The organism is Infirmifilum tikiterense, from assembly GCF_054696565.1.
In genome coordinates, this window is record NZ_CP182482.1 from 1,764,353 (window position 1) to 1,789,370 (window position 25,018).

The 25,018-nt window shown below is 60.0% G+C and carries 32 protein-coding genes and 1 pseudogene; 15 read left to right on the forward strand and 18 right to left on the reverse strand.

Annotated features, from left to right (window positions below):
* Positions 1-4 precede the first annotated feature (4 nt).
* From ACNO7C_RS09675 to ACNO7C_RS09690, 4 genes are read right to left on the reverse strand one after another with little or no spacing between them, the layout of a single operon-like run.
* On the reverse strand, positions 5-520 hold the full coding sequence (locus ACNO7C_RS09675) for a hypothetical protein (protein ID WP_460024881.1): 516 nt from the start codon (positions 518-520) through the stop codon (positions 5-7).
* Entirely contained in the window at positions 510-1,457 is a 948-nt protein-coding gene (gene radA / locus ACNO7C_RS09680; protein WP_460024882.1) for a DNA repair and recombination protein RadA, read from the reverse strand. Before radA ends, ACNO7C_RS09675 begins: the two co-directional genes overlap by 11 nt.
* A complete protein-coding gene (locus tag ACNO7C_RS09685) occupies positions 1,450-2,007 on the reverse strand; it encodes a hypothetical protein (protein ID WP_460024883.1) in 558 nt (185 codons plus the stop codon). Before ACNO7C_RS09685 ends, radA begins: the two co-directional genes overlap by 8 nt.
* The gene (locus ACNO7C_RS09690; RefSeq protein WP_460024884.1) at positions 2,004-2,387 is read right to left on the reverse strand and encodes a hypothetical protein; all 384 of its coding nucleotides are present in this window, start codon (positions 2,385-2,387) and stop codon (positions 2,004-2,006) included. Before ACNO7C_RS09690 ends, ACNO7C_RS09685 begins: the two co-directional genes overlap by 4 nt.
* A gap of 111 nt (positions 2,388-2,498) precedes the next feature.
* Here ACNO7C_RS09690 and tmk point away from each other — a divergent pair, with 111 nt between their 5' ends.
* The 6 genes from tmk (at position 2,499) to ACNO7C_RS09720 (ending at position 7,247) form a co-directional block, all read left to right on the forward strand.
* Positions 2,499-3,275 (forward strand): dTMP kinase, encoded by a 777-nt coding sequence (tmk, locus tag ACNO7C_RS09695; RefSeq protein ID WP_460024885.1) that lies wholly within the window; start codon positions 2,499-2,501, stop codon positions 3,273-3,275.
* 47 nt (positions 3,276-3,322) lie between these two features.
* Entirely contained in the window at positions 3,323-3,895 is a 573-nt protein-coding gene (locus ACNO7C_RS09700; protein WP_460024886.1) for a phospholipase D-like domain-containing protein, read from the forward strand.
* A gap of 1 nt (position 3,896) precedes the next feature.
* The gene (locus ACNO7C_RS09705) at positions 3,897-4,181 is read left to right on the forward strand and encodes a transcriptional regulator (protein ID WP_460024887.1); all 285 of its coding nucleotides are present in this window, start codon (positions 3,897-3,899) and stop codon (positions 4,179-4,181) included.
* Between the two features lie 33 nt (positions 4,182-4,214).
* On the forward strand, positions 4,215-5,618 hold the full coding sequence (locus ACNO7C_RS09710; RefSeq protein ID WP_460024888.1) for a thiamine-phosphate synthase family protein: 1,404 nt from the start codon (positions 4,215-4,217) through the stop codon (positions 5,616-5,618).
* Positions 5,619-5,818: 200 nt separating this feature from the next.
* Positions 5,819-6,541, forward strand: coding sequence for an alanyl-tRNA editing protein AlaXM (gene alaXM / locus ACNO7C_RS09715; RefSeq protein WP_318536807.1), 723 nt, complete (start codon positions 5,819-5,821; stop codon positions 6,539-6,541).
* A 31-nt stretch (positions 6,542-6,572) separates the two neighbouring features.
* Positions 6,573-7,247: a class I SAM-dependent methyltransferase gene (locus ACNO7C_RS09720; RefSeq protein ID WP_460024889.1), complete on the forward strand. Its 675-nt coding sequence runs from the start codon at positions 6,573-6,575 to the stop codon at positions 7,245-7,247.
* Here ACNO7C_RS09720 and ACNO7C_RS09725 read toward each other — a convergent pair.
* The 9 genes and pseudogenes from ACNO7C_RS09725 to ACNO7C_RS09765 form a co-directional block, all read right to left on the reverse strand.
* Positions 7,233-8,141 carry a geranylgeranyl reductase family protein gene (locus ACNO7C_RS09725; RefSeq protein WP_460024890.1) on the reverse strand — a complete coding sequence of 303 codons (909 nt, stop codon included), beginning with the start codon at positions 8,139-8,141 and terminating at the stop codon, positions 7,233-7,235. The two genes, ACNO7C_RS09720 and ACNO7C_RS09725, sit on opposite strands and share 15 nt — an antisense overlap.
* A gap of 36 nt (positions 8,142-8,177) precedes the next feature.
* Positions 8,178-8,246: pseudogene (locus ACNO7C_RS09730) on the reverse strand (hypothetical protein); the annotation flags it as partial.
* Between the two features lie 22 nt (positions 8,247-8,268).
* Positions 8,269-8,706: a DUF488 domain-containing protein gene (locus ACNO7C_RS09735; protein ID WP_460024891.1), complete on the reverse strand. Its 438-nt coding sequence runs from the start codon at positions 8,704-8,706 to the stop codon at positions 8,269-8,271.
* A complete protein-coding gene (locus tag ACNO7C_RS09740; RefSeq protein ID WP_460024892.1) occupies positions 8,699-8,956 on the reverse strand; it encodes a hypothetical protein in 258 nt (85 codons plus the stop codon). Before ACNO7C_RS09740 ends, ACNO7C_RS09735 begins: the two co-directional genes overlap by 8 nt.
* A 50-nt stretch (positions 8,957-9,006) precedes the next feature.
* Positions 9,007-10,317, reverse strand: coding sequence for a C69 family dipeptidase (locus tag ACNO7C_RS09745; RefSeq protein WP_460024893.1), 1,311 nt, complete (start codon positions 10,315-10,317; stop codon positions 9,007-9,009).
* Between the two features lie 27 nt (positions 10,318-10,344).
* Positions 10,345-11,076: an energy-coupling factor ABC transporter ATP-binding protein gene (locus tag ACNO7C_RS09750; protein WP_460024894.1), complete on the reverse strand. Its 732-nt coding sequence runs from the start codon at positions 11,074-11,076 to the stop codon at positions 10,345-10,347.
* Entirely contained in the window at positions 11,073-11,822 is a 750-nt protein-coding gene (locus ACNO7C_RS09755) for a CbiQ family ECF transporter T component (RefSeq protein WP_460024895.1), read from the reverse strand. Before ACNO7C_RS09755 ends, ACNO7C_RS09750 begins: the two co-directional genes overlap by 4 nt.
* A gap of 4 nt (positions 11,823-11,826) precedes the next feature.
* Positions 11,827-12,120, reverse strand: coding sequence for a PDGLE domain-containing protein (locus ACNO7C_RS09760; RefSeq protein WP_460024896.1), 294 nt, complete (start codon positions 12,118-12,120; stop codon positions 11,827-11,829).
* Entirely contained in the window at positions 12,117-12,740 is a 624-nt protein-coding gene (locus ACNO7C_RS09765) for an energy-coupling factor ABC transporter permease (RefSeq protein ID WP_460024897.1), read from the reverse strand. The genes ACNO7C_RS09760 and ACNO7C_RS09765 overlap by 4 nt, the downstream gene beginning before the upstream one ends.
* Before the next feature lie 125 nt (positions 12,741-12,865).
* Between ACNO7C_RS09765 and ACNO7C_RS09770 the strand changes: the two genes are divergently transcribed.
* Positions 12,866-13,762: a UbiA family prenyltransferase gene (locus tag ACNO7C_RS09770; protein ID WP_460024898.1), complete on the forward strand. Its 897-nt coding sequence runs from the start codon at positions 12,866-12,868 to the stop codon at positions 13,760-13,762.
* 37 nt (positions 13,763-13,799) lie between these two features.
* Here ACNO7C_RS09770 and cyoE read toward each other — a convergent pair whose 3' ends face one another.
* Together cyoE and ACNO7C_RS09780 are read right to left on the reverse strand one after the other, a co-directional pair.
* Complete coding sequence (gene cyoE / locus ACNO7C_RS09775) at positions 13,800-14,750, reverse strand: heme o synthase (RefSeq protein ID WP_460024899.1); 951 nt, start codon at positions 14,748-14,750, stop codon at positions 13,800-13,802.
* 341 nt (positions 14,751-15,091) lie between these two features.
* On the reverse strand, positions 15,092-15,757 hold the full coding sequence (locus ACNO7C_RS09780; protein ID WP_460024900.1) for a hypothetical protein: 666 nt from the start codon (positions 15,755-15,757) through the stop codon (positions 15,092-15,094).
* Positions 15,758-15,829: 72 nt separating this feature from the next.
* Between ACNO7C_RS09780 and ACNO7C_RS09785 the strand changes: the two genes are divergently transcribed.
* The gene (locus ACNO7C_RS09785) at positions 15,830-17,077 is read left to right on the forward strand and encodes an MFS transporter (RefSeq protein ID WP_460024901.1); all 1,248 of its coding nucleotides are present in this window, start codon (positions 15,830-15,832) and stop codon (positions 17,075-17,077) included.
* A gap of 146 nt (positions 17,078-17,223) precedes the next feature.
* The gene (locus ACNO7C_RS09790) at positions 17,224-17,559 is read left to right on the forward strand and encodes a hypothetical protein (RefSeq protein WP_460024902.1); all 336 of its coding nucleotides are present in this window, start codon (positions 17,224-17,226) and stop codon (positions 17,557-17,559) included.
* Positions 17,560-18,009: 450 nt separating this feature from the next.
* Here ACNO7C_RS09790 and ACNO7C_RS09795 read toward each other — a convergent pair whose 3' ends face one another.
* Complete coding sequence (locus ACNO7C_RS09795) at positions 18,010-18,807, reverse strand: NAD+ synthase (RefSeq protein WP_318536822.1); 798 nt, start codon at positions 18,805-18,807, stop codon at positions 18,010-18,012.
* 53 nt (positions 18,808-18,860) lie between these two features.
* On the opposite strand from ACNO7C_RS09795, the gene ACNO7C_RS09800 reads away from it, so the two are divergent.
* Entirely contained in the window at positions 18,861-19,145 is a 285-nt protein-coding gene (locus tag ACNO7C_RS09800) for a hypothetical protein (protein ID WP_460024903.1), read from the forward strand.
* Positions 19,146-19,185: 40 nt separating this feature from the next.
* Positions 19,186-20,463, forward strand: a complete 1,278-nt coding sequence (locus ACNO7C_RS09805) for an alkaline phosphatase family protein (RefSeq protein ID WP_460024904.1) — start codon at positions 19,186-19,188, stop codon at positions 20,461-20,463.
* Here ACNO7C_RS09805 and ACNO7C_RS09810 read toward each other — a convergent pair.
* Both ACNO7C_RS09810 and ACNO7C_RS09815 read right to left on the reverse strand, forming a co-directional pair.
* On the reverse strand, positions 20,460-21,275 hold the full coding sequence (locus ACNO7C_RS09810; RefSeq protein WP_460024905.1) for a hypothetical protein: 816 nt from the start codon (positions 21,273-21,275) through the stop codon (positions 20,460-20,462). The two genes, ACNO7C_RS09805 and ACNO7C_RS09810, sit on opposite strands and share 4 nt — an antisense overlap.
* An 86-nt stretch (positions 21,276-21,361) precedes the next feature.
* Complete coding sequence (locus ACNO7C_RS09815; protein ID WP_460024906.1) at positions 21,362-21,946, reverse strand: DUF998 domain-containing protein; 585 nt, start codon at positions 21,944-21,946, stop codon at positions 21,362-21,364.
* A gap of 66 nt (positions 21,947-22,012) precedes the next feature.
* Here ACNO7C_RS09815 and ACNO7C_RS09820 point away from each other — a divergent pair, with 66 nt between their 5' ends.
* The 4 genes from ACNO7C_RS09820 to ACNO7C_RS09835 all read left to right on the forward strand — a co-directional run bounded on the left by ACNO7C_RS09820 (position 22,013) and on the right by ACNO7C_RS09835 (position 24,662).
* Entirely contained in the window at positions 22,013-22,747 is a 735-nt protein-coding gene (locus tag ACNO7C_RS09820; RefSeq protein ID WP_460024907.1) for a hypothetical protein, read from the forward strand.
* Between the two features lie 149 nt (positions 22,748-22,896).
* Entirely contained in the window at positions 22,897-23,634 is a 738-nt protein-coding gene (locus ACNO7C_RS09825; RefSeq protein WP_460024908.1) for a GHMP family kinase ATP-binding protein, read from the forward strand.
* A 273-nt stretch (positions 23,635-23,907) separates the two neighbouring features.
* Positions 23,908-24,030, forward strand: coding sequence for a hypothetical protein (locus ACNO7C_RS09830; protein WP_460024909.1), 123 nt, complete (start codon positions 23,908-23,910; stop codon positions 24,028-24,030).
* 350 nt (positions 24,031-24,380) lie between these two features.
* Entirely contained in the window at positions 24,381-24,662 is a 282-nt protein-coding gene (locus ACNO7C_RS09835) for an acylphosphatase (protein WP_460024910.1), read from the forward strand.
* Positions 24,663-25,018 lie beyond the last annotated feature (356 nt).

Consider the following 25,018-nt stretch of genomic DNA (forward strand, 5'->3'; position numbering starts at 1 on the left):
CCTGTTAAATATTGCTGGAAATGTTTTTATTCGATAGCTTTCTAGTGAAGATGGAAAGGGCCTCTAGCGCGAGCTCCTCCCAACCGCCGACCTCTACAGCCCTTCTGCCAACAAGCTCCACGATCGGCCTCGCAACGAAGTTGAGCTCGAGGAGCAAGCCGTAAAGGCTGGCCTGCACGGGCTCGCTCAGCCCGTAGGAATCGTAGCTCTTAACCTCAGCCACCCTCACCGGGACCCCTCTCTCGAACAGGACCTGGTCAGCCACACCATACACCCAGCCGAACCGGAACCTCCACGCAAGCGGGAGGGGCGTCGCGACAGCCTCGGACTGACCAATCAGGCTCAAGTCACCCCACAGCCTCTCGTGCACCCTTCTCCCGTGCGCAGCCCCCCTACCCTTCCCGCGGCTCCACGCCCGCGCGACGAGGCTTACCGTGAACTTGGGCTCACGGGTGGCGCGCGCCCGCTCGAACCTCTCAAGCGCCGCTCTGACCAGAGAGATAGCGAGGCTACCTTGCATCGTGAAGCCCGTCCTCCGCGATGGTGAATTCCGCGCTCGCGCCCCTGGGTAGCCTTGGGCTGTCGAGAACCTCTATGAGGAAGTTCTCGCCGGCTTTCTTCAGAAGAAACCTGTGCGTGCTCGCGTGAGCTATGATGTTGCCGCCAGCCGGCAGCTTCACGGCCACGCCCCACGCGCTGGGGACGCTGACGACCTGGTTAGTTATGACGGTGACGAGCCCGTAGAGCCTCGACAGCCTCTTCAGCCAGTCCAGCATGTAGTTAATCCTCTGCTGCCTCATCGCCAGCCATTCCCTGCCACGGAACTGAGCCCTGTAGAGCGCGATCACGCTGTCGAGCACGACGGCACGTGCGCCTGACTTCAGAACCCTGGGAAGCCCCCTGACGACGAACTCTTCGAGCTCGTCGACGCTCAAGGGCCTCACTACGTATATGTTTGACAGGGGGTCGTCGACCTCGAACCTCTTCCCGATCACCTCAACCCTCTCGGGGCTGAACGTGCCCTCCGTGTCGATGTACACCGCGCCGGCACCGAGGCCCCCGTGCGACGGCGGCAGCTGCGATGTTACCGCCAGCTGGTGGCAGAGCTGCGTCTTACCCGTGCCAAACTCCCCTGCAAACTCGTAAATGTCGTAGACAGCCAGCCCACCGTTGAGCAAGTTGTCGACAGAGGAGACCCCCGTCGTGAGTATGTCGCGCTGGCGCAGCACAGAGGCGTACTCCTTGCCCGAGTACGCCTTCGTCTCCCAACCCACTATCCGCCGAGCCGCTCGGACAATCCGAAGCGCCCGCTCGAAGTCGATCCCTGCGAGCTCCTCGAGCTCCTCGGGGTTGAAGAGCACTACGTCCTCCACGTGCTCGAGCCCGAGAGCCCTGAGCTTGGCTATAGTTACTTTACCGATGCCCTCAACCGTTCCCAGCTCGTCTATACTATGCACTCTTTTCACCCCGGCAGAAGGGCATGTCGTCTAGAAGGCACAACCCCCTTTCAAGGCATATGAAGCGTCGAGCAAAGCCCCAGAGCTCCTCCAGCCCCCTGTCACCGTGGACGAGGACGGGGACGCGGTAAGTGGAAGAGATCCTCGAAAGGATGTCAAGCGCGTAGAGCACACCATCGCGCACATCCGTCGTAAACCTCTGGTCGATGTCCTCTACCACGATAGGCCGCCTCGCCTCGTCGAGGCTGCGGGGGACGTCGAAGAGAAGGTACTCGAGGAACTCCCCGTCCAGTAGCTCGGGCACGTACAGCCCTCCCAATACCTTCAAGTACGCTCCGCTCGCCAGGCTCACTCCAGGTGGGAGGTAGGCGCTCTTACCGCAGAGCTCAACGTGAACTATGAGGGGCGGGAAAAGCACGACCACGTCGCGCGTCATCTGAAGTACCTCCTCGGCGACCTCGCCAAATATCGCGCGGACCTCAGCCTCCCTGAACACCTTTAGGTGAGCTCTAGAGAATTGCTCCCTGCCTACAACCACGAGCTTGCTCATAGCCCCAGCCTCTCACGGCCTCTTTTAGCCAGAACGCCGAGCCAGGGGTTCCCAACCAGGAACGACGGCAGGCCTCCGGGCTCCAGCCCCTCAGCTTGGGGCTCCGCGACGCCCCTCTCGGGCTGTATCCGCGGCGGGCTTTCGGGCTCGAGCCCAACGATTTCCCTTATCTCCCTTATCTTCTTATAAACCCCAAAGCCCTTATCGGAGAGCGAGACCAGGAAAATCCTACCCTTTTTCTTCACGTCCACGAGCGAGTACTTCTGCAGGAGCTCGAGAACCTCCCTGGCTTTCTCCACGTTCTTCGAGATCTCGACGAGGCTCTTCTCGCTCTCACCTATCCTCCAAACCCAGAAGACTATCCGGCTCAGCTCATCCACAGCAGTATTCGCCCATCACGAGTATAAAAAAGTTTTTTTACAAAGTAACATCGTTATACTCAACAGGAGCGCGCGAAAATCACAATTACCTTTCGCACCCCTCACAACAGTATGTCCGATGACGTCAAAGACAGGGTTTTCTGCCCCCAGTGCGGGGACTACGTTAAACCTCGCATAGTTCGCACGATGACGCTCAGCGGAGAGGTGATAGTCGAGTACTACTGCCCTAAGCACGGGCTAATCGAAGCCCAGAAGAAGCCTGTGAGCCTCCCGCAGAGGCGCGTGACTCCTGGAGGGGTTTACATAGTCTTCGAGGGCATCGACGGTAGCGGTAAGACGACGCAGGCTGTGTTGCTCTACGAATACATTAGAAGGAAGGGCTACGACGCCGTCCTCGTGCGAGAGCCCTGGGTCAAGGCGATAAAGGACTTTCTCTACAAGCACGACCTGGACCCCGACGCCGAGGCCTACCTGTTCGCCGCCGACAGGATAATACTGCAGAAGGAGGTCATCCTGCCGTCCCTCGAGGCCGGAAAGATCATCATCTCCGACAGGTCCCTGTTCGCCAGCCTAGCCTACCAGGTGGCTAGAGGCCTACCAGAGGAGTTCATCCTCGCGATAAACAGATCCATTAGGTTTCCGGACGTTGTTGTGTTGCTGGACATACCAGTCGAGGAGGCGTACCGCAGGCTCAAGGCGAGGGGGGAGACCACGCGCTTCGAGGATCCAGACTTCATGGTTAAAGTTCGAGAGCGGTACCTCCAGCTCGCGAAGGACTACGAGGAGGTGTTCATAGTGATCGACGGCCGAAATCCCGTGCAGGAGGTCCACAGGGAGGTGGTTCTCAAGCTCAAGGAGAGGTTCCAGGGAAAGCTCAGCCTCGATTAAACGGAAAGTGTTAAATCCTTCGTAAAGCAGGTGCAAGAGGGACGAGGATGCGCAGGGCATCCGTGGGCTCGGTTTTAGTGCTGGTGCTCCTGCTCGTGGGCGTCGCGTTCCTAGCAGGGTTCTACTTCGGGCTCAGGTCGCAGGCCCCCACGACGGCCGAGGTCCCCGCCGCTCAGGCTTGCGTCAAGTTGCGGGTGATAAACGACAGGGACTACTACCCAACACTGCTCAGCTTGCTAGAGTCAGCCAACAAGTCTATCTACGTCGCCATGTTCGAGTTCAAGAGCGACACGGAAGAGATCTCCAAGATCGTGGAGCTTTTGATCTCCAAGGCGAAGAAAGGAGTAGACGTCAAGGTCGTGCTTGAGAACAGCGTCGACGCCAACGAGTTCACGTACCGCAGGCTTCTGGATAACGGCGTGATGGTGAGGTACGACACCAGGTCCAGGACGACACACGCGAAGCTGGTCATAGTCGACGGTAGGTACGTCATCGTCGGCTCCCACAACTGGAGCTACATGGCTATGGTGCGGAACCACGAGGCGAGCGTCCTTATCGACGACGCCGCGGTCGCACAGGTCTACACGGATTACTTCGCCTCGATATGGAGGGGTGACTAGGGTGGACAAGGACAGGCTTGTAGGGGCGTTTCTCACCGTTCTGGCGGTCACTATAGGCGCCGTGTACGTGTACTCGCTCTTCTTCGCGGGTGAGGAGGTCAGCATGCTGACCCTCAAGCTGACAGCCCTCGCCACGGTGGGCTCATTCCTGCTAATCCTACTGGTTATCGGCGTCTCCCTAGTGATCTCTCCCCCTCCGGCTAAGGTCGAGGAGATCGAGAAGAAACTGGCTGAGGAGCTCAAAAAGCTCAAGGAGAGAGGCTACCCGTTCCCCTGGACCGAATAGTATACAACCTCGTTGTGCGTCCTTTTTCACGGGATGAAGGTCGGTAAAATACCACTTAGCAGGGTCATCGAAGTCCTCAAGGATGCTGGCGTAGCCCCCGGCCTCGACGCTAACCCCGTGGAGGGCGACTTGGTGGCGTCAACCAACCCGGCTGTAGGGGTCCCCAGCGAGTCTTTAGGCTTCTTCGCATTCCACTACTCCGCTGCGAACGTTGCCGTCGCGCACGCCCAGCCCCTCTACGCCACGCTTACAGTCACGATGCCCCCGGGCGCGAGCGACGAGGAGGTCGAGGCGGTCGTGAGGGTTTTCGCGGAGGAGTGCGGAAGGTACGGCGTGAGGCTCGCGGGGGGCCACACTGCCCGCTACGAGGGCATCGAGTACCCCCTAGCGGTCTCAACGGTGATAGGCAGGAAAGTGCGGGACCGAGCGGCACCCTCCGCGGGGGACACCGTCTACGCGGTGGGGCTGGTGGGCGCGGAGGCGGCGTGGCTTCTGGGCGGCAGCGTGCCGCTGAGGGAGATGACCCCCCTGGACTACGCTCTCCAGCTTCAGGAAGCCCCCGAGGTCAAGTTCATGCACGACGTCTCGGAGGGCGGCGTGCTCGGCGCGCTTGTCGAGGTCAGCCTGTACTACAGCCTAGAGATAGAGTTGCAGCCGGAGGGCGTCAAGCTCCACCCGGGCCTCCCGGAATGGGTGGACCCCTTCACCGCACCGAGCTACGGTGTCCTACTGGCCTTCACCGACAGCCCACGGGAGTTAGAGGCCCTGTGCGGTGAGAAGAGCCTTCCGTGCTCGAAAATAGGCTCCGTCAAGGGGCCTGGGGTGGGAGTGTTGTACAAGTCTACCCGCTACCTTGAGCCCCCTGTCTCGCCGCTGGTGGAACTCTACAACCCCTACACGCCGGGAAGCTTCGAGCTAGCGCAGCTCGAGCTCGCGGCGAGAAGCCTGATGGCTCTGCCAGGCTTCGAGCAGCTTATCCCGGAGGTCGGGGCGAACATAGCCTTCGCGAAGCCGAGGCCCGAGAAGCCGGAGGACGTGGCCGCGATCGATGGGAGGCTCATCAAGACTAGGAGAGGGGTTAGGGTGTGCGGTAAGCCGACCTTCGGGGCGTCTAGGCACCTGGCAAGGGTGCTGATCGAGGCATCGAGGATAAACCCCAACATGCGAGCCGCCATTAACGTCAAACCCGACCCCGCGTTCCTCGAAGCCCTGCAGGGCATCGGCATAAACCCTGTAGACGTCTCAAGCTTTGCCTCAGAGTGCCCGGTAAGCAAAGCCATAGAGTCAGGGACCTGGGGATCCGCGTTCTACTACCACGACATACCCAACCTCGAGCCCTCGCTGGTGATCCTCGCCGAATCCCCACTGATACTGGTGGACATAGTCAGGAGAGCCCTAGAGCGGAGAAGATTTTATCAAGCACCGCACGGTCCTTGATGTGATGATGACTAAGCTTGCCCCCCGGCGATCGGTGAGCCGGATTACCGCGGACTGAACTCCCTAACTCTCTTTTTAGGATATTTTAACCGTGCAGGGTTTTCAAGAAGTTGCATCGTTGCAGTAGGAGTTCTTGGAAAGATGTAATTCAAAAAAGATAAGGAAACGGTTAAAAGCCCCCTACGCGCTGGGAGGAGTTGATGCCGAAGCTGCTCTTCCAGGTCGACAGCTACCTTAAGGAGTTCGAGGCCACGGTCACCAGGGTTGAAGGAAACAAGGTCTTCCTCGATCAGACAGCGTTCCACCCGGGTCCCAGCGGCGGGCTGGACACGGACAAGGGATGGCTGTTGCTTCCAACAGGGCTTAGGGTCGAGGTGGTGCAAGCGGTCGAGGAGAACGGGGATGTAGCGCACATCGTGGCGGAGCAGGCAGGCCTTGAGCCAGGCATCAGGGTGAGGGGCGTGATAGACTGGGAGCGGAGGTACAGAATGATGAGGCTTCACACGGCTAGCCACGTCCTAGCCTCCGTGCTTTACAGCAAGTACGGGGCCATGGTCACTGGCGGGCACATACAGCCAGAGGGCGCCCGCGACGACTTCGACTTACCCGGTGTCGTCGACTGGAAGGCCGCGCTCGCGGAGGCCGTGTCCGAGACTAACAGCATCCTCAAGAGGTGCATCGAAGTGAAGGTCTACTGGCTGAAAAGGGACGAGGCGCTGAAGATCCCCGGGATCGTGAAGCTCGCCGGCCGCCTACCACCTGAGGTCGACGAGATTAGGGTTGTCGAGATCCCCGGCGTCGACATCCAGGCGGACGGAGGCCCCCACGTGAAGAACACCTGCGAGGTAGGTGAGGTGGTGCTTCAGAAGACGGAGAGCAAGGGGGCTAAGCGCAAGCGCGTGTACTACACGGTAACCCCGTAAGGTTTTTCCCGCGCGCCGACCTTAGATAACTGTGGTCGAAGAGGTAGTGGAGGTTTTCTCCCAAAACGCGGAAGCATACGACTCGTGGTACAGGACCCCCGCCGGCTCCGCGGTGCTGGAGGCAGAGGCAAGCCTCCTCGACCTCCTCCTCCCGCGGGGTGTTGGCGCGGATATAGGAGCCGGCACCGGCGTTTTCGCGGAGAAGCTCTCTGAGAACCGGGAGATAGTGTGCCTCGACCCCTCCGAGCCCATGCTGAGGCTCGCACGCGGGAGGTGCCAGCACCTCGTCGTCGGGGTTGGAGAGCAGCCGCCGCTACGCAGCGGGTCGCTGAGCTTTGCCTACATGGTGACCGTCCTCGAGTTCCTAGAGAACCCGCGCAAGGTACTCGAGTCCGTTAGGGGGCTCCTGAGAGAAGGCGGCGTGCTGGCAGTGCTCTCCATCGAGAGGGAAAGCCCCTGGGGCCAGCTTTACAGGAGGCTGGCCTCCGAGAACCTCGACCCCGTGCTGGCTAAAGCGAAGTTCTACTCGAGGCGCGAGGCCGAAGACTTCCTGCTCGAGGCAGGCTACTCCATCTCCACAAGGGCTTGGGCGCTCGACTACGAGCCGCTGGCAGTTCCCGAAGGCAAGCCTAGGCTCTACGTGGACGAGGAGTGCCTACGCTGCGGCGTCTATGCTCTCGTCGCGAAGCCGCTACACTTTCAGTGAATCCTTCACAAGCTCCTTAACGCCGCCAAGCCTCGCAACCTTCAAGAAGAAGCCAGGCCACCTCGCTACGGCCCTAGCGAGGAAAGCCCGCGTAACGCAGCCTGCTGTGACGCACTCGAGGACCTCCACGGGGGCTTTCTCGAAGATCTCTACGCGTCTTTTCGGAGGGCTGTTTTCGAGGGCTCTTAAGATGCCGAGCTGGACCCGCGCGTTTAGCTCGAGGCCGTAGCTCGATATAGCGTCCGCGAAGCTCCTTTCGCCCCTGATATCCTCGAAGAGCGCCTTGGCGGTTATCATCGACGGCCTAATTCCCTCCCCGGAGAGCGGCATCACGGCGCCGGCGGCCTCCCCGATGACCGCCACGCCCCCCTCCAGCCTCAGCTGAAGCCCCCCAGAAGCTATCCCGCTACCCCTCAGCGGACCCGATGGCTCCAGCCCAACCTTTTTGGCGAGCATCCTGAGGTAGCCGGCTAGTACCTCGGGCCCGGCAAGCCCCCCGACGCCCACCTTCGCCTTGGAGTCTCCGAGGGGGAAGACCCAGGCGTACCCGACGAGGTCCTCCAGGAAGTAAACCCTGATGGCATCGCCCGGGTGCTCCCTCACCCTTCCCTCCAGCTGGAGGGCCAGGGCTTTCCTGCCACGGTACGCGGCGTGTCCCCGCGCATCCACTATGAGGTCGAATCCCCTCAAAGAGTAAGGGTCAGCCCACTTTCTCTCCACCTCAACGCCCTCCAGCAGGGAGCGTAGCATCTCCTCCTTGTCAACGATGTACCCGAAGAACCTACCGCGGCTGGACTTAGAGAGCCTTTCCCCGACATACACGTCGTACCCCATGACCTTAACCAGCACGGCCTCCTCAGGCACCCTGTACACCTGCTCGACCGTGAAGGGCAACCCCCACCCGCAGGGCTTCAAGGCGAGCTTGGGAGCCCCCTCGAAGACCTTGACGCTGAAACCCGCGTCGGTGAGGAGGCGGGCCAGGAAGGCCCCAGCGGGACCCGCTCCGACTACAGCGACCCTCTCAACCCCTCCCCCTGTGCTCGTACACCCTCCCCTCGTCGACGATGTGGATCACTCGGAAACCATCCCTTACAAGAGCGTCGGCTATAAATCTCCTGTGACACCTGAACCACAGCCTCTCCGCGCAGAGCACCGCCACAACCCCCTCGCGAGCCAGAGCCTCCAGGGCCTCCAAACCCTTCTTGAAGTCCGCCGTCTCCATGTAGCGCTCGTAGCCACCCTCCCGGTAGCCGCCGAGCTCCGAGCCGAGCCAAACGTACCTGAAGCCTTCCCGCTCCAGCGCCTCTCTCAGGTGGGTAGTGTTGAAGTGAGGGAACTTCGAGGACTTCGGCCACCGGCGGACGTCGACCACAACCTCTACCCCGTGCTTCCTTAACAGGGCTAGAAGCTCCTCTAGGCTCCTATTGCTGTGGCCAACCGTGTACACGACCTCAGGCAAGCGACCTCAGCACCTGCTCAACCTCGTCCACTGTGAGCTTGCTGAACTGGAGGATAACCTGCACCTTATCCGGCTTAACCACCGTGACTATGGCGTCCTTGTACACCCCCTTCACGAGTGGGCCGAACCTCGCGGTTACTTTCCCCTCTCTCTCGAGGAGGTCCACGACCCTGTCGGCGCACTCAGCCTTTATCGTAAAGACGTATGTCTTCGAAGACGCGCAGACAAGACTCCTGCTGACTACGCACACACATACATAAGCCCTCCGAACGTATTATTCTTTTTCTTCAATGCCTAGAGCTAAACGGCTAAGCCGGCTTCGCGGTTCACGCGCAGCCAGAAAATATCGAAGAGCAGGTTCAGGCTCACCCCTCTGCGAACCACACCCGACCACTTCTTATCAAGCCTTGCCCCAACCTCGAATGCCCGCCTCGTCAAATCCAGCAGGTCCTTAGTGGTAGCTCTCCCAGCCAGAAAATCCTCCCGTAGCCGCAAAGCCTCAGCGAACAGCTCCCTTTCCAGCTTATCGATCTCACTCCTAATGGCTTCGGCGTACTTAGGGTAGGAGGCGAGCATCTTCCTGTGCAGGGCCTCGTGCGCCCACCAGTAGCTCTGCGGGTCGTACCTATCCGTGGGGCTTGCCCCTAGATCGGGGAGGCCTGCCTCTAGGAAGACGGGCTTGTAGAGGGATATACACGGTGAGGAGGTCCCGGTTACGAAGACTACGGGAACCTTCTCGTACAGCAAGGCTATCATGGAGCCAGCCGTCTGGCTGGGCCTTGTGACGCCGCCCGCGTGCATGCAGATATCCCTCATTGAACCCTTTGCGGGAGAGTAGCCGCCGTCCCGGGCGTGGCTTCTCATGAGCTGGCTGATCCTCCAGAAGTCCAGCTCCCCCCTATGAGCCTCAAGGAAGCCCTGCGTGAACCTCTGCCTTTCCACCCCCTTAGCCATCCTGGTGTACAAGAAGTCCGAGAAATGCCTGGCGAAGTCCAGCCTTTCTAGACCCCTTGAGCTCATGTAGCCCCGTAGGCTTTCCGATGCCTCGTCCCACCTGTCGTGGATCGACAGAGCGTTCGAAATGCTCCTCACCCCTCTAACCCTCTCAGCAACCCAGTACTTGCCTGCGGTTTCTAGAACCCACGCCTCCCGAGGGTCGGAGATTATGAACGAGTTATGGTAGTAGAGTTTCCCATTTCTCCTGCAGTTGCCACCCTGTCCGTACTCCTCCAGTAGCCGGGTTATCACGTCCAGGGCCTCTCTGGCGGTCTTGGCGCGCTCTAAGCCAAGGCGGACGAGGTCCATCCCCGTCAAGCCGCCTTCAGCGTACGGCTCCTTGGTAAAAACAGCCTCGTTGCCGATGGCTACACCGTACTCGTTCACACCCATCTCGGCGCCCCACATCCACCACGGTCGGGAAATAACCGCGGCGTAGGTTTCCTCCACCTGCTCTACTTCAATGTACGTGCACTTAACCTTCTTCTCCGCGTGCCTTTTCCGCGGCAGGAACTCTACAACCTGCGCCTCGTTCGGGTCTCTGTCGCTGTTTTTCGCGAAGATCGTCACACCGTTCTTCGTGTACTCGCCTAAAGCTACGAGTGTGTCGCACACATTAGAATCTCCTCTCGAAACTCTATATTAGCCTTCACCACACCCTGTAAACTCGGCGGACAGGCCCGCCTCGGCTAGCACCTCCTCAGGCACGCTTGGGGGACCGCTCCAGACAACCCTGCCGTCGCGGAGCACATACACCCTGTCTGCGATCACCCTGGCCAGCTCCACGTCCTGCGTCGCCACGAGTAACGCCTTACCCTCCCTGCGTAGCTGGCAAACGGTCCCGAGGAGGAGCTTCACGCTGCGCGCGTCGAGGTTCGCTGTCGGCTCGTCGAGCAGGATGAAGTCTGGGTCGTAAACGAGGATCGACGCGATAGCCACCCTCCTTTTCTCGCCGAAGCTCAGAGCGTGGACAGGCCTCTCCAGCAACCCCTCTATGCCCAGCCGCCTGCTCACCCGCACCACCCTCTCCTCCTTCTCCGCCTCCGTGAGGCCCAACTGGTCTAGGGCGAACATCAGCTCATCGCGGACAGTGGGGTTGAAGAGCTGGTCGTCCGGGTCCTGGAACACCAGGCCGATCCTCCTCCTAGCGTGGGGTAGCTGGCTGTAAATGTCCTCGCCATCCAGAAGCACCCGCCCCCTCTTCACCCTGACGAGGCCCGCCATCGCGAGGAGAAGGGTCGTCTTACCCGAGCCGTTGGGCCCCAGCAGGCACGCCACCTCCCCGCGCCTCGCCTCGACGCTCACACCTCTGAGCACGTCCCCGACTACCGGGAGCGAAACCCAAAGGTCCACAGCCTCAAGCGCCCCGCTCATAGCACCCCCACGAGGATCACCAGAAGCCCAGCTGAAAGCGCAGTTAAAAACACATCCCACATACTGAACCTCACCCGGGCCGTCTTCCTATTGCCCTCGAGGCTGAAGCTTCTCGCGGTGTAAGCGAGGCGCGCCCAATAGGCCTTCGCGTAAGCTCCCGCCAGGATGCTCCCGGCAACGCTGTTCACGACGCGCCACGTGAGGTGCCTGCTACTCGTGAAGAGCCTAGCTTCACGCGCCGAAAGCAGGCGGAGGGTCTTCCAGGTGAACAGCGGGATATACCTGAGCGTGAACGCCAGCTCGTCCCCCAGGTAGCCCAGGGCGCCTAGCCTCCTGAGCCCCTCGACGAAGCCCCGCCAGCCCGTAAGGCTGTAGAACGCCGTGAACAGGGAGGCCGATGTCACGGCGCGAGCGATGAAGACCGCGGCTGGCGCCCCCTTTGCCGGGAGCACCCCGAGCACGGCTGGGGCAGAAACAGAGGTTGCGAAGGCAAGTGCTGCTGCGGAGACGAACAGCCACTCCTTGAGCTTTCCAGCGATCAGCGCTAAGAGGCCCGAGGCTACCACAGCCGTCGCGAGAGCCCAAAGCCGGGCGCTGAAGGCCGCGGACGCTGTCGTCAGAACCCCTAGCAGTAGAGCCAGGGTGCTGTTCAGGCTTGACGCGCGGCCCGAAGACAGTGCGTCGAGCACAGAGGGTACTGCGCGCAGGAAGGTAAGAGTCGGGGAAAAAACCTTCTTTTTTGCCAAGCTCCTACCTCAGGACCTTCACGATTAGGAACGCCAGTCCTAGGACTACTGCCACGCCGATAACGCCTGAAACCATGTAGCCGAGCCAGTCCGGCAGGCCCGGTACAGTGTAGTCTAGGAGTGGCGTCCAGTTGATCTCTTCCGTGGTCTCGTAGAGCCCGAGAGCCTCTGCCGCGAGGTCTAGCGGCTCGTGGTAGCCCACCAGGTTTGCGAGAAATACTCCAAAGATCGGGCTCAGGATTATAAGCACTGCGATTGTTAGGAAGGCTTTCCTGTGCTTGGCGAAGTACTCCCTCATGCTCTCACCCCCTTAACAAGCTCCGGGTGGCTGGATCTCAGGTAGGAGTAGACACCCGCCGTTATCAATCCCTCAACGACCCCCAGGAGCGCGTGCCAGCCCCCCATCACAGGGACCGTGACGCTAAGACCGTAGAGGAAGCTCGCCGAGGTGCCGAGCTCAATCCCGCATACGATCCCAGCGAGGGTGATGCTCAGCCAGCCTGCTAGGAAGCTGGCCAAGACCCTGTACCTCTCCGGGAAAGCCTTGTAGACCACGTAGCCTGTGAACACGGCTACGACAGCCATGTTGAGCACGTTTGCCCCGAGGGTCGTGATCCCCCCGTCGTGGAACACGAGCGCCTGCGTGATCAGAACAAGGGTGAGCGCGAGGTAGCCCAGCCAGGGCCCCATTAAGATGGCCGCGAGCGCGCCTCCAACGAGGTGGAGCGAGGTTCCGCCAGGTATGGGCCAGTTCAGCATCTGCGCGACGAATATCGCAGCTGCCATAACCGGTAGTAATGTCTTCGCCTCCTCCGGTGCGCTACGGGCTTTCTTAACCGCGAGAAGGCCTACGGCAAGCGAGATGATGTACGTCACAGCACACGTCAAAGGGTCAAGGTACCCGTCGGGTATGTGCATAGAGGTCAGTGTAAGATTTGTTGCAAAAAGTATAAACTTTTCGCCCGATAATATACTTGGGTATTCTAGTAATACCAACAGGGAAATATTTAAAGTTCTTGAACACCCCGATACCCTGATCTAGCATGCCGCAACTCAAAGGCTGGTTTATGGCGACGAGACCTTGGTCGTTCGTAATGACGGTAATATCTGTCACGGCAGCTACAGCCTACGCTTACTACGCTACGGGCGTATTCAGCTTGGCTTTCTACGTCGCGACGGTCTTGGGCGTAACTCTACTCCACGCCTCTGCAAACGTGCTGAACGACTACTACGACACTATGAAGGGCGTTGACGTCCCAGGCGCTCCCACAACTACCTACAGACCCCACCCGCTTATAACAGGCTTCACAACCCCCAAGGGTTTGAGAAACTACGGCCTAGCGCTCCTAGCGGGAGGCCTGCTCTTCGCCCTCGCGTTCGCTGTGTACAGGACCTTAATCGTGGTCATACTGGCGCTCGCCGGCGTCCTCTTCGTCATCGGCTACTCCGGCCCACCGGGCCTAAAGTACAGGGCGCTCGGGGAGCTGGCTGTGTTCCTCAGCTGGGGCCCCCTGATGTGGCTTGGAACATTCTACGTGCAGACAGGATTCCTCGACTGCAAGCCCGTTCTTGCGAGCATCCCAGTGGGACTCCTCGTAGCCGCGGTCCTCACGGCCAACAACCTGAGGGACATAGAGTTCGACAAGAGCAGGGGCGCAGTAACGCTGGAGGTGCTCCTGGACAGGGAGAAGGGACTCAAGTTCTTCGAGTACTTCGAGATCTACGCGGCGTACCTAGCCCTCGCTCTACTCGTCCTAGCGGGGCTCCTGCCCCTCCTCGCGCTCCTACCGCTCCTAACAATACCCCAAGCGGTCAGGCTTGTGAGAACCTTCCATCGGGAGATCCCCCCAGCAGCAGACCCCATGACAGCACAGCTAGTCCAAAACTTCGGCACGCTTTTAGCCATCGGAATAATCCTAGGAGCCCTCCTAAGAATTTAGCCCTGCCTAAAAAGTTACGTCTCACTCAATTTTGTTTTTACTTTACTACAAGGAGCAAGAAGAAGACCGCCATGAACATGTTAACGAACTTGAACGCCTTGTACGCCCACCTGCCGTACTCGCCGCTGCGGAGGCCCTTTACCAGGTAGAAGCCCGCAACTGCTAGAAGAGCCAGCGACGCGACGAGGCCGATAGGCGAGAGAACCCCCACAGCCCACGTCGCGACGGCGATGACCGCCACTAAAACCAGCACCACGAGGGAGCCGAGCACCCCTGCTCTCTCCCCCTTGGCGGCTGGTAGCATCGGAACCCCCGCCCTCCTGTAGTCTTCGACGTAGTAAGTAGCGAGCGTCCAGATGTGCACGTTGCTCCACAGCGCTACGAGCAGCATGAAGAGGGCTCCAGGGACGCCGAAAGAGCCTGTGGCACCTGCCCACCCGCCGAGTGCTGGCATCCCGCCGGCGAAGCCTCCGAAGACCGTGCTCCAGGGGCTCCTGCGCTTCAGCAGGTACGTGTAGAGCAGAATGTCTATCAGAAACCCGAGAAGCCCTGCGACGAAGACCCACACGTTGACCATTAGGGCCAGCGCTAGGCCGGCGAGGAGCACGGCCGAGCTGAGCAGAGCTCCCTCAGACTTGCTGAGCTTACCCGCAGGGACAGGCCTTTTGCTCGTCCTGAACATCTTAGCGTCGATGTCCGCGTCTAGAACCATGTTAAAGCCCGTCGTGCCGATGACCGTGAGCAGTATCGACAAGGTCGTTAGCGTGAACGCTAAAACGTCGACACCCGGACCTGAGCCAGCCAGGAACGCGAAAACCCCAGTCCACAGCAGCAGCAGGCTCTGCTTTATCTTGAAGAAGTCGAGCATCAGCTCCTTAAAGCTCACCTTCATAGCGTCTAGGATTGGTGTTTGAGGGATAAAAGCGTATATGTCAACTAAAACCACTACCAGCGCTGGCACGTGGTTGGTGTAAAAGCGACGAGGCATGGTACAGATAGGAGAACTGGGACCATGAGAGCCTCTTCAGCTTGAGGGGGTTCTCGCTCAGATGGAGGGGCTTGAAGATGGTGGAAATAGCGGTTGAGAAGGCTTTATGGGAAACGAGGCTCCTCTCTCAGGAGGGCCCTCGGTGATTTTCATGTGGGACGGCAGGTGCTGGTGTGCCCCAGCGGTAGAGTGAGCAGTCTTCGTGGAACCAGGCCCACGCCTTCCAGAGCTAGCTTAGGTAAAATTTGAGAGAGCTTAGCCACTGCTCCCAGCGTCCTGAGCGACCCAGGTGCCCCAAAGCCCCGGGACGCGGAGCACATGGCCGCATGCTAAACCTGGATCTATGGTCCCCTGACCTCAATTTCGGCATTAAACTCGAAGACTGTGTAGTTGACCGCGCAGAAGCCGCTCGTGCCCCTGAATACGGAAAACACGCTCCTAGGTGCTCCACCGATCAAGACTACCGAGCCAGAGACCTGCGCTGGGCTCTCGACCCTCGAACCCGCGAGCGTGGCGATGCTGTTAAAGAGGGCAGTGCACTCCGAAGAGCACGTGCCGTTGAACAGCAACCTGACCTCCGCGTTGCTCCTGCGCACGTAAACCTCCTGGGCCTGAGATGCCAGCTCAAGGAGCCTGACGAGGACCGTTTCCTCGACCCTCCAGCCGCCTCCGCTTCTAACCCACGCGCCCTCCAGGCTTACGAACGAGGCGGTTTTGTTGGCGTAGAAGAAGTACGCTTGAGGCGCCCCCGTTTTAGGCAAAACGGTGACGCTCGTCCAGAGCCTGTGCTCTTTGAGGCTAACGTTGCCCGTTACGAGCGCGAAGCTGTCGGAGCAGTTAACGCTCTCGACGAACCTCCACCCGGTGGAGTTGAGAACCCTCCTCCTCGCCTCGCCGAGGAGCGCGCGGTGGTCCCCGCTTGGCGCGGTGAGGAGAAGAAGGAGCAAGCTCGCTAGCGCGATTAGCCCGCTTGCGGCGAGCAGGAGCTTTAGCCTAGGGCCGCGCATTCCGGTGCTATACGAAAGGCTCATAAATAAAATTTAAGTGCGTACACGCCTGAGCCTTCAGTTGGGTTGCGCATGGCGGGCAGGCTCTCACAACTCGCATCATCGCTGAAGCGCATCCACAGGAACATATGGGTTCTGGCAACAGGGTGGCTTTTCTGGTCGCCGGTTCAGTCCATGGCCGGGCCTTACGTGCAACTCTACCTCAGCAGGCTAGGAGCCGCGCCCGAGGATCTATCGCTAGTGCAGTCCCTCCAGCAGTACGCGAACGCCGTGGCGAGGATAGTTGGAGGCTACTTCGCCGACAGGCACGGCAGGAAGAAGATAATATGGGTGGGCACCTTGCTCGTGGCGGCCACCTACCTGCTCATGGCCGTAGCGGAGGACTGGCGCTTCTACGCCTTCGCCTCAAGCCTCAACAGCCTCTCCCTGTTCTACCAACCCGCGCTGGAAAGCATACAGGCGGACTCGGTGCTTCTAGAGGCGAGAGGCAGAACGTACGCCTTCATCCAGTTCGCAAGCGGCCTTGTATCCTCCATAGCGCCGCTCGGAGGCGCTGCAGTGGTGAACACCCTTGGACTGGTCGACGGCGTCAGGCTAAGCTTTGTGCTCAGCGGGCTAGTCGGCTTCGTCATAGCGTGGATCAGGCTCAAGTACATGGTGGAAACCCTCCCACCGAACACCAACGGTGAGGGCTTCCTGGAAGCATACCGCAGCAGCTTGAGGATTCTGAGAGGTAACATCGTGTACCTACTGGTCATCGATGTCATCCAAAACCTGGTGGGTGCGATGACATTCCTCGGAAACTACTACATGTTCTACTACCTCGGAATAGACAAAACGGGGCTAGGAGTGCTGGCTACCCTGGGAGGGGTCACAGGCCTCCTATTCACTTTGCCCGCTGGCTACATAGTGGACAAGCGCGGGAGAGGTCCCTCCCTCACATGGGGGTACCTCCTCGGCACGATAAGCCTCCTTGTATTCGTCGCTACACCGCCCAGAGCGCCAACCGCTCTACCACTGCTAGCGCTGTCGTCCGTGATAGGGTCGCTAGGGGGCCCCCTCTACGGGTTAGCTTGGGGCTCGCTGCGCGCAGACCTCGTGCCTAAGGAGCACAGGGGGAGGATATACGCTCTCCTAGAAATACCGCCAACCATCGCGTGGAGCATCGGCGCGATGATAGGAGGCTGGATGTACAGCTCCCTTGGCCCCCAGACCCCCTTCACCGCAAGCCTCCTGCTGAGAGTCCTCTTGACCCCCCTGCTCCTGGCGCTCTTCAGGGAGATGACCCTCCGCGTTGACGCTCAGCTTAAAGGTAAGTAGCGATGATGCTTTTAAGCTATCCCTAGCTTCCTCCTGTGTTCGACCCACGCTTTGTCTTACTCCCTGCGGGTTTGGAGAAGGGTTGAGGGTGGATGTTCGAGCAACATCTATGCGACTCTCGACTCTTCTTAACATTCACAATATGTGTGAAGAATTATAACCACTCTCTTACATTTAACCGTGACGGTCAAGGTAGACAGAGAGGTCTGGATTGCGTCGCCAGGTGGCTAGAGGCGACGGGCCTCGTAAGGGTACTGTGGCGCTTCAGGCATCCTACACCCATCACTAAGGCCTCTGCCACGAGGAACATGAGGTACACCACCGGCGTTCTAAAGAGGTTGCGCGTAGCCGGCTTCGCGAAAAAGGTTGTGGGCAACTTGAGGTACCCCCACCTGACTGAGAGGGCACGGCCTTCAGTACCGCTCGGCCGCAGCGGCGGGAAGCTGGCGTGCAGCGAGCAGATGCTTAAGCTCATGGCGTGAAGCCTCAGTTGCCTCCGGACAGCATCATTGTAACGATGTGGCTGCTCATCTGGCCTTACGGACGTAGCCGTAGGCTGGAGAGGCAGTCGCACATGCATTTTCCATCACTTACCCAGACGTTGTACGACGGGCACGTGTCGCTAGCTTCTCGAGGTCCCTTACCAGCCGGTGCCCCGCTCTAAGCCCTCTCCATCCTTCTGGGAGGTGCTCGAGTGGCTCACCTTCAGCGTTCACGGCGAAAGGGAGATAAACTCCTAAAGCACCGCCTGTAACGGGTAGGGCTGTTGGCCGCTGCTGCCGGCGAGGCGTGGCGGCCGCCGGTTGCTCCTCCCCGGAGGCCCCGAGAGGGGCAGGCCCACTGGGCGATGCGCCGCCCCCGTGGGGCGACCCCGAGGCCGAGCAAGGATGACGACAAATTTAGGGGGCCAGTGGGGGCAGAAAAGGAGGAGCTTAAAGGTAGCGTATAGCTGGCTTGATCACCTTGGGTGGCTCGCGCTTGTGCGAGCTCTTCCTGTGCATCTCAACCACCCTCTCGACAATCTTCCTGTCCACCCCGGCGACTGAGCTAACCTCCTCGGGCTCCAGACCCACGTCGAAGAGCCAGTAGAGGACCTCGTCTAGGACCTCGTAGCTGAGCCCAAGCTCCTTCTCGGCCTCATGGCCCGGCCAGAGGCGCGGGCTACTCGGCTTGAGTGCTATGCTTTCGGGTAGCCCAAGGTGGAGGGCGAGCTGCCTGACGTAGGTCTTGTAGAGGCCACCTATAGGCAGGACATCCACGCCCCCGTCGCCGTACTTCGTGAAGTAGCCTATCAGGATCTCGCTTCTGTCCCCCGTGCCCACCACGAGGCTGTTGAGCCTGTAGGCCCGCTGATGAAGGATAGCCATCCTGACGCGCGCGGCTAGGTTCCCCCTCTCCACGTTGCTCATGCTCCCAAGCGCCTTGTCGAAGCAGGCCAGTATGGGCTCGATCTCTATCAGCTCGACATTCGAGTCCGGTATACCGGCTTTCTCAACGACCGTGAAAGCGTCCCTCACGTCAGCCTCCGGCGTTGAGGCGCTGGGCAGGATCAGGGCGTGAACGTTCTCGGGACCCAGGGCCTGCGAAGCCAGCACCGCGACCACGGCGCTGTCAACACCCCCGCTGACACCCACAACACCGCCCCTCTTCCCGGCCGTCTCGAGCACGTAGCTTCTGAGGCCCCTTACAATCGAGGCGCGCGCGAGCTCGAGGTCTATCTTGGGAAGCATACCGCTCAAATCCTTTAAATACGATCCACGCGATAAATGAGTTTCGAAGACGGATGCTGGTGAGCTTGGAGAAGCTGCTCTCTTTCACGCGTCGGAGCGGCTTGTACTCCATCGAGGAGAGCGGGGACAGGGTGACGATCACCTTCTCGTCCGTGGTGCTGGAGGAAGTGCTCGGCGAGAACGCGGAGATCGTCGTGTCTGGACGGGTGGTTGGGGGGAATCTAGACGTGGACCGCGTCGCCGTCGGGCGAGGAGGCGTCCGGGAGGAGGTGGACCCCAAGGTCCTGGAAGGCTGGCTGAAGTACATTGAATTGACGGAGCGTAGTAACACGAGTTAGCAAAAAACACAATATAACCGGCGATCACCCTTTACTGTGTATGAAGCTCATATACCTCGTTCTAGACGGTGTAGCCGACAACCCTGCTGACGGGGTTACGTCTCTCGAGGCCTCCAACCACCCGGCCCTAGACGAGCTTGCCAGGAAGTCCAGGGCGGGGCTGATGTACACTATAGGCAGGGGGGTGGCGCCCGAGAGCGACGCCGCGGTGATATCGATTCTAGGCTACAACCCCCACGAGGAGTACACTGGGCGCGGACCACTGGAGGCCATGGGGGCGGGCCTCAGCATAAGGGAGGGCTACGAGGTGGCGTTCCGCGCGAACTTCGCTACCGTCGACCCCGACACCTTGAGGATCATAGACAGGAGGTGCGGGCGGAACCTCACGAGCGAGGAGGCCCGCGAGCTGGCCAGGGCGCTCGACGGGGTCGAGCTCGGCGCCTACGACGCTTACGCCAGGGTCGTCGCCACGGTTGGCCACAGGGCTGTCGTCGTCATTGGGAGCAGGAGCTTCAAGCTGAGCGACGCTGTGGACAACACGGATCCAGCGTACTCAAAGCAGGGCTACGTCTCGGTGGCCAGGCGCGAGTTCGAGCCCTTCATAGCCAAAGCCAAGCCCCTCGAGCCCACGGAGGAGGCCAGGAGGACGGCCGAGCTCGTTGACGCGTTCACAAGGCTAGCCGTCTCGACCCTTCGCGACCACCCCGTCAACGTCAGGAGACAGAGGGAGGGCAAGCTACCGGCGAACGCCATCCTACTCCGCGACTCCGGCGGCAGGCTCCCCAGGCTGCAGCCGATAAGCGAGCGGTACGGCTTAAGGTTCGGGGCCGTCGCGGAGATGCCCGTGGAGATAGGGATAGCTCGAGTCCTCAAGATGGACGTCGAAGCCGTGCCTCCACCGACCGGCGACAAGAAGGCGGACTACAGGGCTAGGCTCGAGGCCACAAGGAGGCTCCTGGAGCGCAACGACGCCGTCTACGTTCACCTGAAGGGCCCCGACGAGCCGGGCCACGACGGCGACTTCAAAGCCAAGGTTGAGAGCATAGAGGCGATAGACGCCTACTACGTCTCCCCCCTCCTCGAGCTCGTCGAGGAGGAGCAAGCGGCTGTGATAGTCACCGCCGACCACGCGACACCGTACACGAGGAAGACACACACAGACGACCCCGTCCCGCTGATCCTCTACCACCACCGGCTAAGGCCCGACGGCCTGGAAAGGTTCACCGAGAAAGAGTGCTCGAAGGGTAGCCTGGGAGTGCTCCAGCACGGCTGGGAAATGCTACCCAGGATCCTGAAAGAGCTGAAAGAAAAGGCCTAGGCTTTCCTCTCAACCCGGATCTCGCAGAAGGGGTCGCCCCTTCGAATGCAGCGCGTCTCCCTCACGGCAACCTTCCCGTATGGAAGCCCCCAGACACCAGACATGAAACCCGCGATAAGCCCGCGCGTGGCGAACTCCGCCTCCACGTCGCTCCCCCGCAGAATGTTTGCTTCGAGTCCGTCGTAGACGTGGAAAACCGCCTCGTTCCCGAAGAAGCCCCTGAAGTCCAGCACGCCCCACCCGTGCAGCCTGAACACCTCAGCGAACAGCGCCACCTGGTCCTCGACTCTCCGGGCGAGCTTGCCGACCCACTCCTCGAACATGCCGCGACCCGTCATGTAGAATATATAGAAAAGCACACCCCCAAAGCCATCCCCAAGCTTGCCGAACCCCTCCATGAGGAGGCTCTTGAAGAAGTGCTCGTCCAGGATCACGGCCCTCGCACCTGCGAAGACCAGGGGGTGGCTCCACGCGTCCACGGCAACGCCGTTTAACAGCGGGGGAGCGTACCTGACCTCCACCACGCCCTCCACAGACTCCAGGTCCCTCACGATGCTCTTGACTAGGCTCTCAGCCGCGCTGAGATCCGCTGACACGAGGACTCTGACCTCCTCCCCCCTCGAGGGAGCGGAAACCCTCAGCGTCAGCACGTTTGTCCCATACGACTTGAAAACCGCGAGAATTCGATGCAGAAGCTCCGGGTTATCAAGCGCGTATGGCGAAAGCGTAACTTCGAAGAAGTAAGGCTTCCCCTTCTCCGTGAACACCATTCTGCCGAGGTTATACTGCCTGTAGAACTCCAACTTTTTCATCGTATGCCGTACTTGAGGAAGAAGGTCTAATAAACTTATCGTGAAACTAAAGTAATTACGAAAAAATAAAGAGACCGCACTCGATTTTATTCCTTTTTATGGAAAACACAAACGAGCACTACGAGCGCGGCTGCAAGGATGAAAATGGCGCCCGCGAGCTCGAGCATCGCGACGCTAGGCCATCCGACGACCATCTCTACCGCTTGGGCTAGGGGTATCGGGAGAGCCCCCAGGGCGAGAAGCGCCGCTCCGCACGAGGTTTTCCTCTCGAGAAGAAGGCCCAGGCCTAGCGCGCACATGCCAATGTAGCTCTGGATGTAGAACCAGAGCGGGATGAACGCGTGCGGTGGCGTCCCGCTGGGGTAAACTCCTATCAGTGCTAGAAACAAGCCGGCTGTGAAAAGCAGCCCTGAAGCGAACGAAGACACCTTAGATCCCGAGACCCCGAGGAGCCCAAGCGAGTACAGGCTGAAGAGCGCTCCGACAACGATTAAAGTCGTGTTGAATATCCAAGGCGCGCTGGCCCTCGGCCCGCCCAGGTCGCTGAAAGCATCTCTGAAGAAGTCCCACCAGGGGTTCGCCTGCGAGGCTAAGAATACACCTATAGTGAACACCACGAAGGCGAGAGGCCCGGCAAACAGCAGTGCGTGGAATACTCTCTCTGGCTTCATCGGCTAGATTAAGCTGTTTAACCTGTTAAACTTAACTTTCTTAAACAGCGGGAGCTTTCAAACCACGTGAGAAGCAAGCCCAGATCCCTCCAGCTGTCATTGGCGGCGATCAACGCCGCACTGTATGCGGTGACGGGCTATTTAACCTTCCTAGGGATATTCGCCCCCGCCATTGGAACAGTCAGGTTCTGGCCCAGCGTCTTCATTCCAGCGGTTTTCGCGGTCACTTTCTCGCCGCTCGTCGGCGGGCTCGGAGCCGCGATAGGCATCTTCATCAGCGACATGCTGATACACGGCAACGCCCTGCTGAGCCTCAGCGTGGGGGTCCCGGCGAACTTCCTCGGCTTCTACACCGTCGGCCTGACATACAGGAAGGTCAGGGACGCCAGGCTCGCACTAGCCCTGACCGCCGCAGAGATCCTGGTAGCATCCCTTCTCCTCGCACTCTCGGCGCAGAACAGCTTTGTCGATCAGGCTTTCCTGTACGCCGCCTCGGTAGCCATAGCCGCGACACTGGGGCTAACCCTGGCATTCGCCCTGATTTTTAAGGGCGAGTCCTTAAGAGTGGTGTTCGCGGGCTCAACAGGGCTACTCCTCGGCTCGGCGATCATCGGCGTCGGGGTGTGGCTCTTCAGCCAGTACTTCACGCTACCAAGCGGCCAGCAGGCCCTGCCGGCGTGGGCAGCCCTGGTTTGGTTCCTCTGGACCTACCTCACAGAGGTGCCCTTCATAGCACTCCTAGCTCCGCCTCTGGTCAAAGCGCTCAGGAGAGTGGGCCTCGCGTGGGGTGACCGGGACTGAGGTGCGCGAAGGCCTGGAGCCCAGCAGGCCTCTCGGCCCTCTTCGAGGCGTGCGTCGTTGAAGGCGACCCGCTGAAGTCCGGCGCCAGGGGGGCCGGCCTAGCTCTCGAGAAGGGGGTTACGGTCGAGGTTTGCACTTCAGAAGGGGGTGTGGAGACCCTCCTGAACGGCGTTAGGGGCGACTACGAGGTCGCCCGCAGAGCCGCCCTAGAGGTTGCGCGGCTAGCGGGCTACACCGGGGGCCTCACGGTTAGGCAGACAGTGGAGGTCCCCATCGGCGGGGGCCTCGGCACTAGCGGTGCAAGCGCCCTCGCAACGGTGCTGGCGACCGCCAGCCTTCTGGGCGTGAAGCTCAGCTACACCTCTCTCGCGAGGATAGCCCACAAGGTGGAGGTCGAGACCGGCACCGGGCTGGGGACAGTTTCAGGCCTAGCGGTGGGAGGAGCCTGCATAGTCGCGGAGCCCGGTCCCCCGGGCTCAGACAGGGTGGACAGAATACTCGTCGGCCAGGACCGCGTCGTCGTAGTCGGCTTCTTCGGGCCAATTCGGAAAAGCAGCGTTCTGAGGTCCACCAGCCTAGCGGAGGTAAACAGGAGGGGTCGCTTCTACGTGGAAGCCCTCCTCAGGGAGCCCACGATCGAGAACCTCCTAGCCTTCTCGAAGAGCTTCTCGCTCGAGACAGGCCTCGCGACCCCAAACGTGAGGAAGGCTTACGAGGAGCTCGAGATGAGAGGCTTCCCCCTAGCCGGGCAGGCCATGGTCGGCGACACCGTCTTCACCGTTGTCCCCGTCGAGGAGGCCGACGCGGTCTCAAGCGTTCTGAGGAACCTGGGGGCGCACGTCACCGTCACGGGAATATCGTGGAAGCCAGCTGTTCTGCTCCTCTAACCCAAACCCCACAGCCCCTTGAAGGCAAGGCCTCCTACTCGGCCTCAAACTTATCCACGTTCCTCTGCGCGGCTCTCTCGAGCTCACAGACCGAGCGCCGGGAAACCTCCCGCCGAGGATGCTTCATGATCTCGCTCGGAGAGGCGAGATGTTCTCTCTTCTCGCTTGCAACCTCAGTAAAAGAAGTGTACGGATGTTTGCCCGGGTATGAACAGTGGGGGGAGAGATGCTACAGCTAAAGTTTATACTTAAAATTGCGAGCAAAGTTATGGTGTGAGGATACCCAGACGGCTCAGGGAGAAACTCGGGAAGCGTGGAGTAGATGCTGCTGAAGTGCTTAGGAGAAGCTTCCTGGTAGGGGCTCGAAGACTCGAGCTGGAAGAGGTTGGGATGTAGCTGGATGCCATATGGGAGAGGTTAAGGGGTAAGGTAGAACCCTACGAGCTTGCGAGAATAGTCGATGAAGGGCGTAGGGAGAGGTGATACGAGCGTACGTCCTCGGCGAGACTGCAATATCGCATGAGCTGAATAAATGAGAGAATGACGGTCACAAAAGGCTCCACACGTTCAATCTCGGCAGGTATCTGTAAGCCAACCCCATCGGGGGAGTTAAAGATGAGAGAAGACCAAAAGTGGACACTTGAGATGGACGAGAAAGCCGTGTTCCAGGTGGTCGCCACGTTACGGGGTACCGCACCGCAACCGATAAATCTTCCCGTAGCGTGTTAAAGTGCTCGGTGTCGGGCGTGGCAAAGCTCGTAAGGGCGCACATCTACGTCTCAGGCCTCGTGCAGGGAGTCTTCTTCCGGGCGTCCATGCAGGAGGTCGCGAGGAGCCTCGGCGTCACGGGGTGGGTGAGGAACCTGCCCGACGGCAGGGTTGAGGCGGTTGTCGAGGGAGACGAGGACAAGGTCCGGAGGCTGATCGAGTGGGCCTGGCGCGGCCCCCCGCTCGCTAGGGTTGAGAACGTCGAGGTCAAGTGGGAGGAGTACAGGGGGGAGTTCCGCGACTTCCACATACGCAGGTGATAGCCCCGCCCCTCACCCAACCCTGGGTGCATCTCCTCCACCGTCTCGCTACCCCACCCGCTACCGGAGGATCAAGATGCGGGGGAGCCGTAGCTAAAGCCCAGCCCCCCGTAGGAGATGCGTCGCGCACGATAAGACGCGGGTAGGGACCCCATGCTCCGTGCCCGTAGCGAGGCGAAGAGTGGAAAAGTGCAGATGCTGGAGCCGCTGCTGGTTGAAAGTTATTTTCAACAGTGAAAAAATCTGAAATATTTAAAGTTTTTCCTGAGAAGACTGAAGTGGAACATAACCCTGTTATTTTATAACTCAAGTTTCATTAACGTCGCGAACATTTAAAATAGAGGGAGGGTTAGAAA

What these genes read in the sequence shown, in the direction of transcription:
- ACNO7C_RS09795 (WP_318536822.1), bottom strand. Translation starts at nt 18,807, where the DNA reads ATGCTTCCCAAGATAGACCTCGAGCTCGCGCGCGCCTCGATTGTAAGG.
- ACNO7C_RS09805 (WP_460024904.1), top strand. Translation starts at nt 19,186, where the DNA reads ATGAAGCTCATATACCTCGTTCTAGACGGTGTAGCCGACAACCCTGCT.
- ACNO7C_RS09770 (WP_460024898.1), top strand. Translation starts at nt 12,866, where the DNA reads ATGCCGCAACTCAAAGGCTGGTTTATGGCGACGAGACCTTGGTCGTTC.
- ACNO7C_RS09815 (WP_460024906.1), bottom strand. Translation starts at nt 21,946, where the DNA reads ATGAAGCCAGAGAGAGTATTCCACGCACTGCTGTTTGCCGGGCCTCTC.
- tmk (WP_460024885.1), top strand. Translation starts at nt 2,499, where the DNA reads ATGTCCGATGACGTCAAAGACAGGGTTTTCTGCCCCCAGTGCGGGGAC.
- ACNO7C_RS09685 (WP_460024883.1), bottom strand. Translation starts at nt 2,007, where the DNA reads ATGAGCAAGCTCGTGGTTGTAGGCAGGGAGCAATTCTCTAGAGCTCAC.
- ACNO7C_RS09800 (WP_460024903.1), top strand. Translation starts at nt 18,861, where the DNA reads ATGCTGGTGAGCTTGGAGAAGCTGCTCTCTTTCACGCGTCGGAGCGGC.
- ACNO7C_RS09780 (WP_460024900.1), bottom strand. Translation starts at nt 15,757, where the DNA reads ATGCGCGGCCCTAGGCTAAAGCTCCTGCTCGCCGCAAGCGGGCTAATC.
- alaXM (WP_318536807.1), top strand. Translation starts at nt 5,819, where the DNA reads ATGCCGAAGCTGCTCTTCCAGGTCGACAGCTACCTTAAGGAGTTCGAG.
- ACNO7C_RS09700 (WP_460024886.1), top strand. Translation starts at nt 3,323, where the DNA reads ATGCGCAGGGCATCCGTGGGCTCGGTTTTAGTGCTGGTGCTCCTGCTC.
- ACNO7C_RS09760 (WP_460024896.1), bottom strand. Translation starts at nt 12,120, where the DNA reads ATGAGGGAGTACTTCGCCAAGCACAGGAAAGCCTTCCTAACAATCGCA.
- ACNO7C_RS09785 (WP_460024901.1), top strand. Translation starts at nt 15,830, where the DNA reads ATGGCGGGCAGGCTCTCACAACTCGCATCATCGCTGAAGCGCATCCAC.
- ACNO7C_RS09675 (WP_460024881.1), bottom strand. Translation starts at nt 520, where the DNA reads ATGCAAGGTAGCCTCGCTATCTCTCTGGTCAGAGCGGCGCTTGAGAGG.
- ACNO7C_RS09810 (WP_460024905.1), bottom strand. Translation starts at nt 21,275, where the DNA reads ATGAAAAAGTTGGAGTTCTACAGGCAGTATAACCTCGGCAGAATGGTG.
- ACNO7C_RS09750 (WP_460024894.1), bottom strand. Translation starts at nt 11,076, where the DNA reads ATGAGCGGGGCGCTTGAGGCTGTGGACCTTTGGGTTTCGCTCCCGGTA.
- ACNO7C_RS09710 (WP_460024888.1), top strand. Translation starts at nt 4,215, where the DNA reads ATGAAGGTCGGTAAAATACCACTTAGCAGGGTCATCGAAGTCCTCAAG.
- ACNO7C_RS09765 (WP_460024897.1), bottom strand. Translation starts at nt 12,740, where the DNA reads ATGCACATACCCGACGGGTACCTTGACCCTTTGACGTGTGCTGTGACG.
- cyoE (WP_460024899.1), bottom strand. Translation starts at nt 14,750, where the DNA reads ATGCCTCGTCGCTTTTACACCAACCACGTGCCAGCGCTGGTAGTGGTT.